Below are 14098 nucleotides of genomic sequence, written 5' to 3' on the forward strand. Positions count from 1 at the left end.
AGTTTCGGAGGAACTTACGCACATGTTTCTGATAAATTCTGATGAATTGGGTTACCCCTATTACCGAAATAGAATTCCCTTTATCCTGAAAAACTTACATAGATAGATGAAAATTCTTCTGTCCGCCTTAATAATTGTGTAAAATAGAGTTGGAACATCATTCAGGGAGGCTATCATGATTTACCGTATTCGTCAGTTTTGGCAAGCACTCATGCCTAAAATTTCTTCTAAAGAGTTAAACTGGGCCTTGGATATACTCCCTTCCCCTGCTATCCCACTCTTTTTGGCTCAATCCTTAGCCGAACAGCGCCATGCTTTAGACGTCACACTTGATTTATGGTCTGCCTCTAGGAACCCTAATCTTCTTATAGCAGCTCTTCTTCACGACTGTGGAAAATCTAAGAATCCACTTAACGTCTGGGAGCGCATCTATATCGTTTTGTTGCAGCGAGCCCCTCGTAAAGCATGGGACTTCTTTCTTCGTTGTTCTCCCTTTTTTTCCTCCCCTCTCTGTACTGCAGAGAAGCATCCGACCTGGGGAGCTGAATTCGCGCTTGATATTGGCTTAGATGTCGAAATCGTCGAGCTCATCCTTCATCATCATTCCCCTAAGACACGGGAAGGTCTGCTGCTCTATGAAGCAGATAACCGGCACTAAGGCTCCCACTTCATGGCAGCATCAGATACAATAAGTTCTGAGACAAGAAAAGAAGGCTTAACTAAAACTCAAGTTTTAGTTAGGCCTTCTCTTGATATTCCTCAATTCTTTCCTGAAGCTCTACTATCTGCCGATTCTTAGAAAAAATCCACTTTGCAAAACGAGTATTATCCCGATGGAGACGGACATTCTCACTTTCAAGCTTATGCACTAAAGAAACCTTTTCTCGCTCAACCTTCTCAAGCAAGTTCATAAGTACCCTTCGGCTAACTCTTAAATGCTCCACACGTTGCTCTAATTCTCCGATCCTTGCTTTGGCAGTCCTCAGTTCTTCGTTAAGATGCCTTATCTCTTCATGGACATCCAAGGTGCTACCCCCCCGGCGATAGATTTACACTTGTATTCTATGCCGAGAGACGATTTTTTAACCCTTACATCTCAAAAACTCATGAACGCGTGTTACAGCCTCATTGAGAATCTCTAATTCCTGGACTAAAGCAATTCGGACATAACCCTCTCCGTACCTTCCGAAGGCTATCCCCGGAACGACGATAACCCCGGCCTCCTGTGCAAGCTCCCTTGCGAACGTCAATGAATCCTGCGAGGTGGGAACGGGCGCCCATATAAACATTGATCCACTCGGCGAGGGCATTGACCAACCTGCTTTAGCACATCCCTCAATCCAAAGATCCCGACGTTGCTGATAGGCCTGTCGATTCTCCTTGACATTGTCTTGTGATGCATTCAAAGCAAACGCACCGGCTTTTAAGACAGGTTCAAATACGCCATAGTCAATATTGGACTTCAATTGTGCCAAAACACGTATGATTTCTGAATTTCCTACGACAAAGCCCAGTCGAGCTCCTGCCAAATTGTACGTTTTCGAGACAGAGTGGAACTCAATTCCCACATCCTTAGCACCTGGTGCTTGCAAAAAGCTCGCTGGTCGATATCCATCAAAGGCAAGCTCAGAGTACGCCGCATCATGGCAAACGATAATGTCGTATTTCTTAGCAAAGTGAACAACCTCTTCATAAAAAGCGAGTGGTGCGACAGCCGCAGTAGGATTATTAGGGTAATTTAAAAACATGATCTTAGCTTTCTTCGCTATCTCTGGTTCGATATCTGTTAAATCGGGCAGGAAACTGTTCTCCTCAAGCAAAGGCAAGGAAACCTTTTCTCCACCCGCGAGAATTAATCCTGCTGTATAGATTGGATATCCCGGATCAGGAATCAACGCGATTTCCCCAGGATCTAAAAAGGCCAGAAAGACGTGTGCCAATCCATCTTGTGATCCCATCAACGGCAACACTTCATTTTCCGAATCTAAAACAACACCGAAACGCTCGTTATACCAACGGGCACAGCTTGTACGAAAAGCCTCTGAACCACGCGTTAAGGTATACCCATAATTTTTCCCATCAAGCACAGCCTCCGCAAGGATCTGACGGATTTCTTGAGATGGGGCACGGTCAGGACTACCGATACTCAGATTGATGAGTTTACGTCCCGCCTTTTCTAACTCCGTTTTTAAGTCATCCATTTCTGTGAATACGGACGCTCCTAAGCCGCTTAAACGTTGAGCTTGCAAAGTCTTTCTCCTCCTACTTCCTCTAGGACTTACCTCTTAACGAGGACTTCTCTCGATTAGGGAACTCATTTCAGATGGGTTTCTCCATCTGAAGCTTTGTTACTTAAAAAGGTTACTTACCGGCTTGAAAATAGTGCTCTCGAGCAATGCTTCGAATCTTCTCGACAACCTCATACGAGGTTCCCCAATCTCCAAGATGTATGCCAGGTTTACGCGCTTCTCCATGGAAATCTGATCCACCTGTCATAATGAGATTGTAGTGTTCTGCTAACTCCCGATAGTGCTTCTCATCCTTGCTTGAATGCTCGGAATGAAAGACTTCAACACCCTGAAGACCTGATTCGACCCACTGAGGGATGCTTTCACTTAAGCCATGTACTCCAGGATGAGCTAATACAGCAACCCCTCCTGCTGCTCGGACCAAGGCAATTCCCTCTTCAGGACTAAGTTTATAACGCGCTACATAGGCTGGGGCTCCCAGTCCAATATAGCGATCAAAAGCTTCTTTAATGGTTTTGACAATCCCTTTATTCATGAGGGCTTGAGCAATGTGGGGTCTTCCGATCGATTCTCCGCGGGCGATGTTCTCAATCTCCGCCCTCTGAATTTCGATCCCCTGACTCTTTAACCTCTCCAAGATTGTGAAGACCCGATGATGACGAGCATCCTGTAATATACGTAGCTTCTCTTGCAATACGAGCGTCTTCGGATCCATTTCATAACCTAATATGTGAACCTCAGTACCCGAGTGATCTGTGTTAAGTTCAATTCCTCTTAAAACGTCTACTCCGTAGTGAATTCCTGCTTTTTCGGCCTCATCCCAACCACTCGTAGTATCATGATCTGTAATACCTATCGATGTAAGTCCACATTCGGCAGCGGCTTTCACAAGCTCCCACGGTGTTAGCACTCCATCGGAGGCTGTCGTGTGGCAATGCAAATCTGCCTCGGGATACCTGTTTTTAGCACCAACCATGATTAACCTCTTTTCGGGAAAATTATTTTCACCCTACTATTTTATCACGGCAGAGAGGAAACGCATAAAGTTTTTGTACATTATTTGTTCAACTTCTTGTGTATTAAATCCAGCCTCTAGCAAGGCTTCAGAAAGTCCACTGTATTTCCCCACGTCTTCTAGACCATTAGGAGTACGATCAATCCCATCGAAATCTGACCCTATTCCGATGGATTCTACACCTGCCACTTCAGCTATGTGCGTGATATGTCGAACCACATCGGAGAGTCGAGCTTCATTCTCATGTGTAAGGAAAGCAGGATAGAAGTTCACTCCGACCAACCCATGATTTTGGGCGAGTGCCCTTAATTGTTCATCTGTCAGATTTCGTTGATGTGGACAAAGTGCATAGGCGCAGGAATGCGAAGCAAGGATAGCCTGATTGCTAATTCCGAGCGCATGCCAAAATCCAGCTTCGTTGAGGTGAGATACATCGACAATCATGCCGAGTTCATTCATACGATGAATTACACTTTCCCCAAATCGGGTCAAACGGCTATTCGTTTTTTCGCCTACACCGTCAGCAAGGGCATTTCTCTGATTCCAAGTTAAACCTAGGGCACGAACGCCTAACTCAAAGATGACATCGAGCATGAATAGACTTTCACCTAAGATCTCCCCACCCTCAACACTCAGCAAGCAGGCGATTTTTTCCGCGTAAGGGAGTTGGGGTAGGTCCTTCTGCGTCCGTATAAGATACACGCTCTCTGCATTCTCCTGAATAAATCGGTGGGCTGCGTGAATCAGTTCTAACCCTCTTCTACTCGCCTGTTCCGGTTTATACTGGCTTTCGATAAATGCAGCCAAAAATTGGAGAATTACCTTTCCTTCCCGTGCCCTTTTGATATCCCAGTGCCCACCTTCCTTCGGATCACACAACGTTCTTTTTCCTTCGAGATAATCTATTAGACTATCACAATGACCATCAACAACCCAGAAATCCTTCATATCCTCTAATCTCCTTTCCTAGACAAAAAGAAACACCTGCCCGCGTAAGCAAACAGGTGTACTGCTCAAGTTGATCTATCTTGGTTCGACGATAAGCTTTATTGCCGTTCGCTCTTCTCCGTCAATTTGTATGTCCGTGAAAGCGGGGATACATACAAGATCGACTCCACTTGGGGCAACGAACCCCCTTGCGATTGCTACAGCCTTGACAGCCTGGTTGAGCGCCCCTGCTCCAATGGCCTGTAACTCCGCACCTCCCCTCTCACGGAGTACTCCGGCTAGGGCTCCTGCGACGGAATTTGGACTCGATTTAGCTGAGACTTTTAACACATCCATGAACGACAACCTCCTGTTCGAATCACTGACATGTATTTCCATACACAGTTACATGTATTCTCGAAAAGTAAAAAAAATCCTCTTTTTTAAAATGACTTTTCAGATTTTTTTATTATTATCAATCAAATGTGACAGAAATTCGTTACCCATAGAGCCTGGATCAACGAGACTTTGCCCTTCATGAAATAATGTGTAAATGAAGAAGAGAAACTAGTCCTTTACTCTTTGTATCGGGGTAATACTTCGTGCTTTACCTGTGTTCTCGTCGATATCAAGAACAACAGCATTGAGTTGCAAAGCACCCGTAGCGAGCTCAAACTTAGCCGGCAATTGAGTAAGGAAACGATTGATAATAGTCTCTTTCTTGACACCTAAAACAGAGTCCCGGGGGCCAGTCATACCGACATCAGTAATATAAGCAGTACCTTGTTGAAGAAGTCGTGCATCCGCCGTTTGGATATGGGTATGGGTCCCTACGACTGCACTGACTTTTCCATCAAGAAACCAACCTAGAGCGACCTTCTCTGAAGTCGCTTCTGCATGAAAATCGACTAGGATAATAGGGGTTTCTTGGCGCATTTCATTAACCCAACGAATTGCCCCACTAAAAGGATCCTCCAACGCGGGAAGATACACCCTACCTGAAAGATTAAGAACCCCAACCTTTTTTCCATTCTTTCTCACATACCCGTAACCTTTCCCAGGTGCACCTTTCGGATAGTTTGCAGGTCTTATCAGGCGTGCTTCTTCTTCGATATACTTCATGATGGTCCGTTGATCCCAGACGTGATTACCCATGGTCATGAATTCAATGCCAGAGGAGAGTAATTCCTCCCCGATTTCTTTCGTTAGACCTTTCCCACCAGCCGCATTTTCGGCGTTAGCTATCGTCAAGTCAATCGAGTATTCCTGCTGCAGTGGTTTAAGTAAGGATTTTATCGCATCCCGACCAGGGTTACCTACTATATCTCCGATAAAAAGAATATTCACCTAAAAACAATCTCCTTCTCAATTATATCGTTCATCAGAAAGGAAATAACCCTTCAGACTTAAGATATAACCTTCCCCAAAATCCACTTCTTAAGACAGAGAGAGCGGACAGTCCCAAGTTAGTTCTTATAGACTAAGACCCGTCCTTCTTCTCGAACTGCAATAAATCCCTTATCCAAGCTACTTTCTCTAAACGATTGCAGAATTTGGCCAATCACTTCTTCCTGGAAGATCAATTCATCCTCCGACAGTTCTGCCTCCTCGAAAATAAGTTGCTTACTCCACTCCGCTTTCACAAGATCAACGATAAGTCCAACTTCCCTTTGGCTCATACTCCCGACATCCCGTGTAATCATGAGGAGGGATAATCGATCTTCTGGTTTCTGTTCTACCTCACAAAGTTGCATAGTATTTCCCTCAAACCGATGGAAAACCTCCAACGCTTCGCGAATCTTCTTCGTTAATTTTTCCCCGTGTTCAGGCACTTGTAGCAAAAATCTAAATTTAAGGGCATGCTCTTGTTTTAGATATCTTACGGAGCACACTTCGGGATAGCGCACCAAAATGGATATCAAAAGCCCAACCCCTTCCGGCACATCGCTACCATCCTTGTACTGGAAGTTTAAGCTTCCCATAGTGTCATTCCTCTCTTTAAAAACGACTAATACTATATTAATTCGTCAAGGCTTGGCAAAGTCCTGCTCTCACCTATTCCCATTTAAAACTGCCTCGACCAATCTTATCCAGTGGTGTTTAGTCCTCGGATAAATCATAGAAACGCTAAAAGACAGGCGATATTCATCACCTGTCTTTTAGCACACTTAGAAATTTATTTAGCATAATCTACTGCTCGAGTTTCCCGAATGACAACGACCTTAATTTGTCCGGGATACTCTAGCTCATCTTCAATACGCTTACTGATTTCACGAGCAACTCTTGGAGCTAAGACATCATCGATCTTATCGGGCTTAACGATAATTCGAATCTCACGACCTGCTTGAATTGCAAAGGATTTCTCGACACCCTCAAAAGTATCCGCAATTTCCTCTAACTTCTGTAGACGTCTTATATAAGACTCAAGGGTTTCACGTCGTGCACCCGGACGAGCAGCTGACACTGCATCCGCTGCAGCCACAAGGACCGCGACAATCGTTTTGGCTTCCACATCACCATGATGAGCTTCGATTGCGTGTATAACTTCCCCAGATTCTTTGTACCTTTTGGCCAGATCCACGCCAATTTGCACATGAGTTCCTTCGATATCGTGATCGACAGCTTTACCAATATCATGAAGTAGGCCGGCCCGTTTCGCAAGTTGAACATCTACACCAAGTTCAGCCGCCATCAATCCAGCTAAATGAGAAACTTCTATGGAGTGTTTTAATACATTCTGACCATAACTGGTCCTGAACTTTAACCGACCTAATAAGCGAATCAGCTCTGGATGTAAGCCATGAACTCCCGTCTCGAAGGTTGCTTGTTCCCCTTCTTCGCGTATTCTCTGCTCAACTTCTTTCTGAGCCTTTTCAACCATCTCTTCGATCCGCGCCGGATGAATACGGCCGTCTGCTATTAATTTCTCTAAAGCAACTCGAGCAACTTCTCTACGTATCGGATCAAAGCCGGACAAAATAACGGCTTCCGGAGTATCATCAATAATCAAATCAATACCGGTCAACGTCTCTAAGGTCCGAATATTTCGTCCCTCACGTCCAATAATTCGCCCTTTCATTTCATCACTCGGCAAGGCGACAACAGAGACTGTCGTTTCTGCGACATGATCAGCAGCACATCTCTGAATAGCTAAGGAAATAATGTTCTTAGCCCTTTTATCTGCTTCTTCCTTTGCTCTTGTCTCAATTTCTTTAATCATAATTGCTGACTCGTAACGGACGTCTTCTTCTACATTATGAAGAAGCATTTGTTTGGCTTCCTCAGTGGATAATCCGGACACACGTTCAAGTTCTTGCTTTTCCTTGGCTACAGTCTGAGCCAAATTCTCCTTAAGGACTTCCACTTCATCTTCTTTGCGATGAAGATTTTCTTCCTTACGCTCTAAAGATTCCATTTTCCGATCTAAGGATTCTTCCTTCTGGATGACCCGTCTTTCCATTCGCTGAATCTCATTACGACGCTCACGAGATTCTTTTTCAACCTCATTACGAATATGCATAACTTCTTCTTTAGCAGCTACAACAGCTTCACGACGTTTTGCTTCTGACGAACTATGTGCATTCTCGACAACTCTTTTTGCTTCTTCTTCTGCCGATCCAATCGCTTTTTCGGCCGTATTCTTCCGAATGATCCACCCAACGAAGCCACCTATGCCAAGCGATAAAACAGCTAAAACTCCTGAAACGATTCCAGTAACCTCCAAGTGGACCTCACCTCCCTTAATCACCTACACTTATTTGAAATAATCACCAATTGAATCGAATAAAAATAAAAAAACTGGGCATACGCCAGCCTCTACAAAAAATCCTTAATATAAGACATGATATGTCTATCGGTTCCTACAAACCCACACGCGCTAGTTCGTTACCCTCCATATTATACTAACAACGATGCAATCTATAAGAAAACCTTTTAAGGTTTGATTTACAGAAACAGGCTTCTTTTTAGAGTTTAATATCTTTTGAAAAATTTGTCAAGATTATCCCTTGATTAGGCTATTTCTGAACCTTTTTTTGTCTTGTAGAGAGCTTGGTGGTGATTAATAAAAAAAGAGGAAGAGAGCTTAATCCCTTCCAGCTATTTCATCGATACTATGATAAACCAGTTCAAGTGAATATCCCTTTTGAAGAAGCTTCTGCCCTACTTTTTGTCGGAGGAAAACCTCACGAGGAATTTTAGCATAACTCTTTTTGTATTGATAAGAACTTTCCCAACGTCTCAATTCTTCTGACCATATCTTCTGAGCTTGTTGTCTACATAGTGCCTGTTCCTGGCTTGGTAAATAGGACTCTTCTAGCACGTCAAAGACAAGTTCATCTTCAATTCCTTTATGCTTGAGTTCAACTTCAATACGTTTCTTCGAGTAACTCGATTGCCTACTTCGACAATAGGAAAGTGCATATTCCCGGTCATTGAGATATCCCCATTCCACTAATCGTTCAAGGGCCTTTTCAACTTCATCAGATGCGAAGCCTTTCTGTCCGAGACGCTGAACCATTTCAAAACGAGTATATAGTCGTCTCGATAAATAAGTTAACGCCGCGTCCAACGCCGTTTTCATCCTATTCTTCTTCCTGCACTGTTTCTGGTTCGTCTGAAGAAGGAACAGCTGTTACGCTTATATTCGCGCGAATACGTTTTTCGATTTCAGCCGCAATATCTGGATGCTGTTTAAGAAAGTCTTTTACATTCTCTCTTCCTTGGCCTAACCGTTCTCCATTGTAAGAATACCAAGCTCCAGATTTTGCAATAATGTCCATATCTGTACCTATATCAACAATACTACCTTCGCGAGATATCCCTTCCCCATACATAATATCAAATTCGGCTTGTTTAAACGGTGGGGCTACCTTATTCTTCACGACTTTTACCTTTGTTCGGTTTCCAATCATATCTTGACCTTGTTTAAGCGTCTCCGTACGACGAACATCCATCCGAATGGTCGCGTAAAATTTCAGGGCACGCCCGCCGGTGGTCGTCTCGGGATTGCCAAACATGACTCCGATCTTTTCACGAATCTGATTGATGAAGACAACACACGTCTTACTTTTACTAATGGCGCCGGTCAATTTACGTAGCGCTTGTGACATTAAACGGGCCTGCAATCCAACATGGGAATCGCCCATTTCACCTTCAATCTCAGCTCTTGGAACTAAAGCTGCAACAGAGTCAATAACAACAACATCGACTGCACCGCTCCGCACTAGGGCTTCGCAGATTTCCATCGCTTGCTCTCCTGTATCAGGTTGGGAAACTAATAAATTATCGATATTGACCCCAAGTGCCTTAGCATAGATGGGATCCAGAGCATGCTCCGCATCGATAAATGCTGCAACTCCACCTAACTTTTGTGCTTCCGCGACGATATGTAAAGCGACCGTGGTTTTACCTGAAGACTCCGGCCCATAAATCTCTATCATCCGGCCCCGAGGTACTCCCCCTACTCCAAGCGCAATATCAATGGCCAAGGAGCCTGTAGGAATAACCTCTACTGCCATTTTGGCTGAGGCTTCTCCCATTCTCATAATCGAACCCTTGCCAAATTGCTTTTCGATTTGGCTTAATGCCATATCCAGGGCTTTTAATTTATCAGTCCCGGCCATTCTTTTTCCTCCCTAAAACCCTTACTTTTTAATTTAAATTCGCAGCGAACAAAACACTTGTTCGATAACAATTATACTTTTTTCGGCTTCAGCTTGTCAATTGTTTTTACAGAATACAGCAAAAGGGTTTTCTCAATTCATTAAGAAAACCCTTTAAGCGCCATTCTATCTTACCTATTATCTAAAAATAGGTTATTTGATCTATCCCTTAATTGAAGCACATGCGACCGAACGCGATAAGGCTATATTATGCTGTTTTTCCCGGCTCTTGTTTTTGAACTGCACATTGCCTTTTTTTCAGCCAATTCCCTAAAAGAATAACCCCTATGGCTAAGATCCCAGGAATGAGATACTCTAGAATGTGAATCTTTGTAAGGAAGTGGAAATAGGAATCTTTCAAAATCATCTCTCCTGCAGTGTACCCTAAAAGTCCAGCACCCACCGAAACAATCCAAAAATACTTTTTCATGATATTAGACAATACAGTACTGCCAAAGATAACTATCGGAATGCTGATGAGTAAGCCTAAAATCAGTAGAACTATATTTCCTCCAGAAGCTCCTGCCACAGCTAAGACATTATCTAAACTCATGAGCAAATCCGCAAAAATAATCGTTTTGATGGCTTCCCTCAAGCTGCCTGCAGCATGAACGTTCTCATCACAGTCTTCGCCTTTCAAGAGCTTAACTGCAATATAAGCGAGAAGTATTCCCCCTACAGCTTGTACAAATGGAATCTTTAAAACTGATGCAGCAACTGCTGTTAATGCAATTCTTAAAGCGACTGCACCGAACGTACCCCAGAAAACACCTTGTTTTTTCTCCTTCCCTTCTAAACGAAGAGTAGCTAAAGCTATAACGACTGCATTATCTCCACTAAGCAGTAGGTTAATTCCGATTATTTCTAGTAATGAAGTCCAAAATGTTGCATCAAGTACCATTATAATCCCTATCCCCTCTGACGTTTTTATTAGATTGCTTTCTAAAAGAAAATGTACAAGAGCAATAAATCAAGAATATAGTAGGTCCTCTTAGGATCATGTTCCTTATCGCCTCCTTCACGGATTTAATACATATGCAAGAATCATGCCGAATTCTTTGAATATAAAAAAGCAAGAGGATGTTTCATATCGAAACATCCTCTTGTTTCATGTAACAATATATCGTTACACTATTGCAACATGCTGCCTATTGCAAGAAACTTACCTTGCTTTAGCCGGTTCTACATTAACCTTCCGGCCCTTCATAAAGTTTTGATGCATACAACTCAAGACTCTGTTCGCAAATTGCTCAGGAACTTCTACGAACGTAAAATTATCGTAAATATTAATCATTCCTATGATATTCCCAGGAATTCCACTTTCATCCGCAATCCAACGAACAATATCCTGAGGACGAATTTGCTGTAACCGTCCAATGTTCATAAAAAGTCGTACCATTCCTGGAGCCGCTCCTGTATTGCCGAAGGAGGGATCCTCGTCTTCTTCGAGCCGCTCATCTGCCCCTTCAACAGCAAATTTTAAGGCTGCGGCAGCCACATCCACCGAATCATACTCTTCAAGCAATGAACTCACGATGGAGCGGTAAGTTCCTAAGTGGTTCTTCTGTAACAATTTAATCAATTGACTCTTCAAGTTCTCAGCCTGACGCTCACTCACATCTGCAAGCGTCGGCAATTCTTTACGAAGAATCCGGGTCTTAATTAATCGCTCAATTAACCGGAGTTGACGGTATTCACGAGAGGAAATCAGGGTAATCGCTTGTCCTTTTCTTCCCGCTCTTCCTGTACGCCCGATGCGATGAACATAGGATTCAGGATCCTGTGGAATATCAAAATTGATAACATGAGTTACATTATCAATATCTAACCCACGTGCTGCAACATCTGTTGCAACAAGGAGTTCAATCTTCGCATCGCGAAAGCGTTTCATGACGCGGTCTCTTTGTTGCTGACTCAAGTCTCCATGAAGTGCATCTGCAAAATACCCTCTTGCCTCAATCGCTGCAACAAGTTCATCCACTCCACGCTTCGTCCGGCAGAAAATAATGGCTTGGCCAATCTCTTCCATGTCTATGATGCGGCATAAGGCATCGACTTTAATCTTTTCGCGTGTTTCATAAAATACTTGTTCGATCAAAGGAACGGTGAGTTCATCACGACTAACCGCGATAGACTGCGGATCATGCATATAATTCTTAGCTAACTTCTTAATTTCAAGTGGCATCGTAGCTGAAAAAAGCATCACTTGACGTTCTTCCACTGGGACTTGTTTTAGAATACTTTCTATATCTTCGACAAAGCCCATATCTAGCATTTCATCCGCTTCATCAAGAACGACCATCTTGACATATTGTAATTTCAAGGTTCCACGATTCAAATGATCGAGAATTCGTCCTGGGGTACCCACAACCACCTGACTTCCAAAGCGAAGGGCACGAATTTGGCGATCAATGGATTGACCACCATAGATGGGCAAAGGCTTAATGTGACGGTATTTCCCAATCTTGCTAATTTCCTCTGATACTTGAACGGCAAGTTCACGCGTCGGAGTTATAATAATCGCTTGGACAGCTTGAAACTTAGGATTAACCTTCTCACAGATAGGAATCCCAAAGGCTGCAGTTTTTCCTGTACCTGTCTGGGCCTGTCCGATCAAATCGACTCCTTCCATCGCCAAAGGAATCGCAGCTTTCTGAATGGGTGAGGGTTCCTCAAACCCCATTTCAGATAATGATTGTAATATTTGTTTACTTAGTGAAATCTCACCAAAGGATTGTAAACGTTCTGCACTCAAACTATTGCTAGCTCCTTTCAACTTTCAACATATATCGACGGACCCAATCCAAGGCAGCTTGAACAGATAATTGCCGAATTGAATCTCGTCCCCCATGAAACTGAAACTTACACGCTTCGATACCATCCGGCGTTGCTAAACCAATATAGACTAAGCCAACAGGCTTTTCCTGGCTCCCCCCGCCGGGTCCGGCTATTCCCGTAATACTAACTCCCAGATCAGAATTTGCATACTCTCGGATACCACCCGCCATTTCTAGCGCAGTCTCCGTGCTAACCGCCCCAAACGTCTCGAGAGTATGAGGTTTAACCCCCAAAAACTTTTCTTTAAGCGTATTCGAATAGCTAACTACTCCACCTAAGAAAAAGTCTGAACTCCCTGGTTCTTGAGTGAGTACAGCTCCAAGCATGCCACCTGTACAGGACTCTGCTGTTGCGATAGTCAACCCTCGACGTTTTAAATTCTCGCTGACTAACCCAATCATCGTATCCTCATTTGTTCCGAATACCCGATCTTCTAGACGGGCATATATGAGCCGTTCAGCCTCATTCAAAATCTCCGCCGCCTTTTCAGCATCTCCTCGGGTTACTAAACGGATATGCAACTCCGAGTGCTTTGCAAGCAAAGTCATACTTGGATTTCTTCCTCCGAGGAGATCTTGAAGCTTCTCTTCCACATCAGATTCCCCGAGACCCACAACTTTAATAACGCGAACATGCATCCGGCTTGAATCGACTTGAGCTGCTCGCTCTAAAACCGGCCATACACAATCATCGAACATCGGTTGCATCTCGGACGGTGGCCCAGGTAATATAACAATCGTTTTTTCTTCTTTTCGAACGATGGCCCCTGGTGCCGTTCCGTGGTTATTCGGAAGAATTTTAGTTCCTTCAGGAAAGTATGCTTGTTTCTTTTCCGTCTCAGGCATATTCGTGCCACGAAGTGAGAAAAAATGTCGGATCTTATCAAGACTGACAGGATCGAGAACCATGTTTAATCCAAGAACCTTTGCCACAAGCTCCTTAGATAAATCATCAACCGTAGGGCCTGTCCCTCCAGTTATCACAAGCAGATCCGAACGTTCTATTCCTTGTTGAATTACCTTTTCCAGCCGTTCTGCGTTATCTCCTACGGTGGTATGATAATCTACTTCTATTCCTAACTCCGATAACTTTCCTGTAAGATAGTGTGCACTCGTATTTAAGGTCTGTCCAAGCAGTATTTCCGTCCCTGTAGCGATAATTTCAGCTTTCATAGTATTTTATCACTCTCCCTCTTCAAACGCAAACTTAAGCTCTCTCGTCCTCATCCTATTTATTTCTCGTCTCAAGGAAATCTATCCTTTCAATACAAAGAAAAAAATCGTATTGCAAGATAATTTTTTAAACGAAATGCAAAAAAAATAGAGAACGACAAAGGGATCGTTCTCTACATCTAATTTTGTAGATTTTTTTCAATATCTCAAAAATCGATAATCTCGATTTCAAGC

Annotated in this window: 14 protein-coding genes; 1 reads left to right on the forward strand and 13 read right to left on the reverse strand. The window is 43.4% G+C overall.

Going from position 1 to position 14098, the window contains the following annotated elements; genetic code table 11:
* Window positions 1-175: 175 nt before the first annotated feature.
* Window positions 176-658, forward strand: coding sequence for an HD domain-containing protein (locus ACZ42W_RS14745; protein WP_464166100.1), 483 nt, complete (start codon window positions 176-178; stop codon window positions 656-658).
* A gap of 79 nt (window positions 659-737) precedes the next feature.
* Here ACZ42W_RS14745 and ACZ42W_RS14750 read toward each other — a convergent pair whose 3' ends face one another.
* The 13 genes from ACZ42W_RS14750 to ACZ42W_RS14810 form a co-directional block, all read right to left on the reverse strand.
* Window positions 738-1025 carry a translation initiation factor 2 gene (locus ACZ42W_RS14750; RefSeq protein WP_464166101.1) on the reverse strand — a complete coding sequence of 96 codons (288 nt, stop codon included), beginning with the start codon at window positions 1023-1025 and terminating at the stop codon, window positions 738-740.
* Window positions 1026-1082: 57 nt separating this feature from the next.
* The gene (locus ACZ42W_RS14755; RefSeq protein WP_464166102.1) at window positions 1083-2249 is read right to left on the reverse strand and encodes an aminotransferase class I/II-fold pyridoxal phosphate-dependent enzyme; all 1167 of its coding nucleotides are present in this window, start codon (window positions 2247-2249) and stop codon (window positions 1083-1085) included.
* A gap of 112 nt (window positions 2250-2361) precedes the next feature.
* The gene (locus ACZ42W_RS14760) at window positions 2362-3225 is read right to left on the reverse strand and encodes a PHP domain-containing protein (protein ID WP_464166103.1); all 864 of its coding nucleotides are present in this window, start codon (window positions 3223-3225) and stop codon (window positions 2362-2364) included.
* Between the two features lie 36 nt (window positions 3226-3261).
* Window positions 3262-4212, reverse strand: a complete 951-nt coding sequence (locus tag ACZ42W_RS14765; protein ID WP_464166104.1) for a dipeptidase — start codon at window positions 4210-4212, stop codon at window positions 3262-3264.
* A 75-nt stretch (window positions 4213-4287) separates the two neighbouring features.
* Window positions 4288-4548: a stage V sporulation protein SpoVS gene (gene spoVS, locus ACZ42W_RS14770; RefSeq protein ID WP_011459952.1), complete on the reverse strand. Its 261-nt coding sequence runs from the start codon at window positions 4546-4548 to the stop codon at window positions 4288-4290.
* 210 nt (window positions 4549-4758) lie between these two features.
* Entirely contained in the window at window positions 4759-5538 is a 780-nt protein-coding gene (locus ACZ42W_RS14775) for a TIGR00282 family metallophosphoesterase (RefSeq protein ID WP_464166105.1), read from the reverse strand.
* A 119-nt stretch (window positions 5539-5657) separates the two neighbouring features.
* Window positions 5658-6173 (reverse strand): hypothetical protein, encoded by a 516-nt coding sequence (locus tag ACZ42W_RS14780; RefSeq protein ID WP_464166106.1) that lies wholly within the window; start codon window positions 6171-6173, stop codon window positions 5658-5660.
* A gap of 194 nt (window positions 6174-6367) precedes the next feature.
* A complete protein-coding gene (gene rny, locus ACZ42W_RS14785) occupies window positions 6368-7939 on the reverse strand; it encodes a ribonuclease Y (RefSeq protein WP_464166107.1) in 1572 nt (523 codons plus the stop codon).
* A 336-nt stretch (window positions 7940-8275) separates the two neighbouring features.
* The gene (locus ACZ42W_RS14790; protein WP_464166108.1) at window positions 8276-8773 is read right to left on the reverse strand and encodes a regulatory protein RecX; all 498 of its coding nucleotides are present in this window, start codon (window positions 8771-8773) and stop codon (window positions 8276-8278) included.
* Window position 8774: 1 nt separating this feature from the next.
* Complete coding sequence (gene recA, locus ACZ42W_RS14795; RefSeq protein WP_464166109.1) at window positions 8775-9815, reverse strand: recombinase RecA; 1041 nt, start codon at window positions 9813-9815, stop codon at window positions 8775-8777.
* A gap of 247 nt (window positions 9816-10062) precedes the next feature.
* Window positions 10063-10755, reverse strand: a complete 693-nt coding sequence (locus tag ACZ42W_RS14800) for a TerC family protein (protein WP_464166110.1) — start codon at window positions 10753-10755, stop codon at window positions 10063-10065.
* A gap of 261 nt (window positions 10756-11016) precedes the next feature.
* Entirely contained in the window at window positions 11017-12609 is a 1593-nt protein-coding gene (locus ACZ42W_RS14805) for a DEAD/DEAH box helicase (protein ID WP_464166111.1), read from the reverse strand.
* A gap of 7 nt (window positions 12610-12616) precedes the next feature.
* Window positions 12617-13864 (reverse strand): competence/damage-inducible protein A, encoded by a 1248-nt coding sequence (locus tag ACZ42W_RS14810; RefSeq protein ID WP_464166112.1) that lies wholly within the window; start codon window positions 13862-13864, stop codon window positions 12617-12619.
* Window positions 13865-14098: the final 234 nt, after the last annotated feature.

This window comes from Desulfitobacterium elongatum (genome assembly GCF_055378975.1).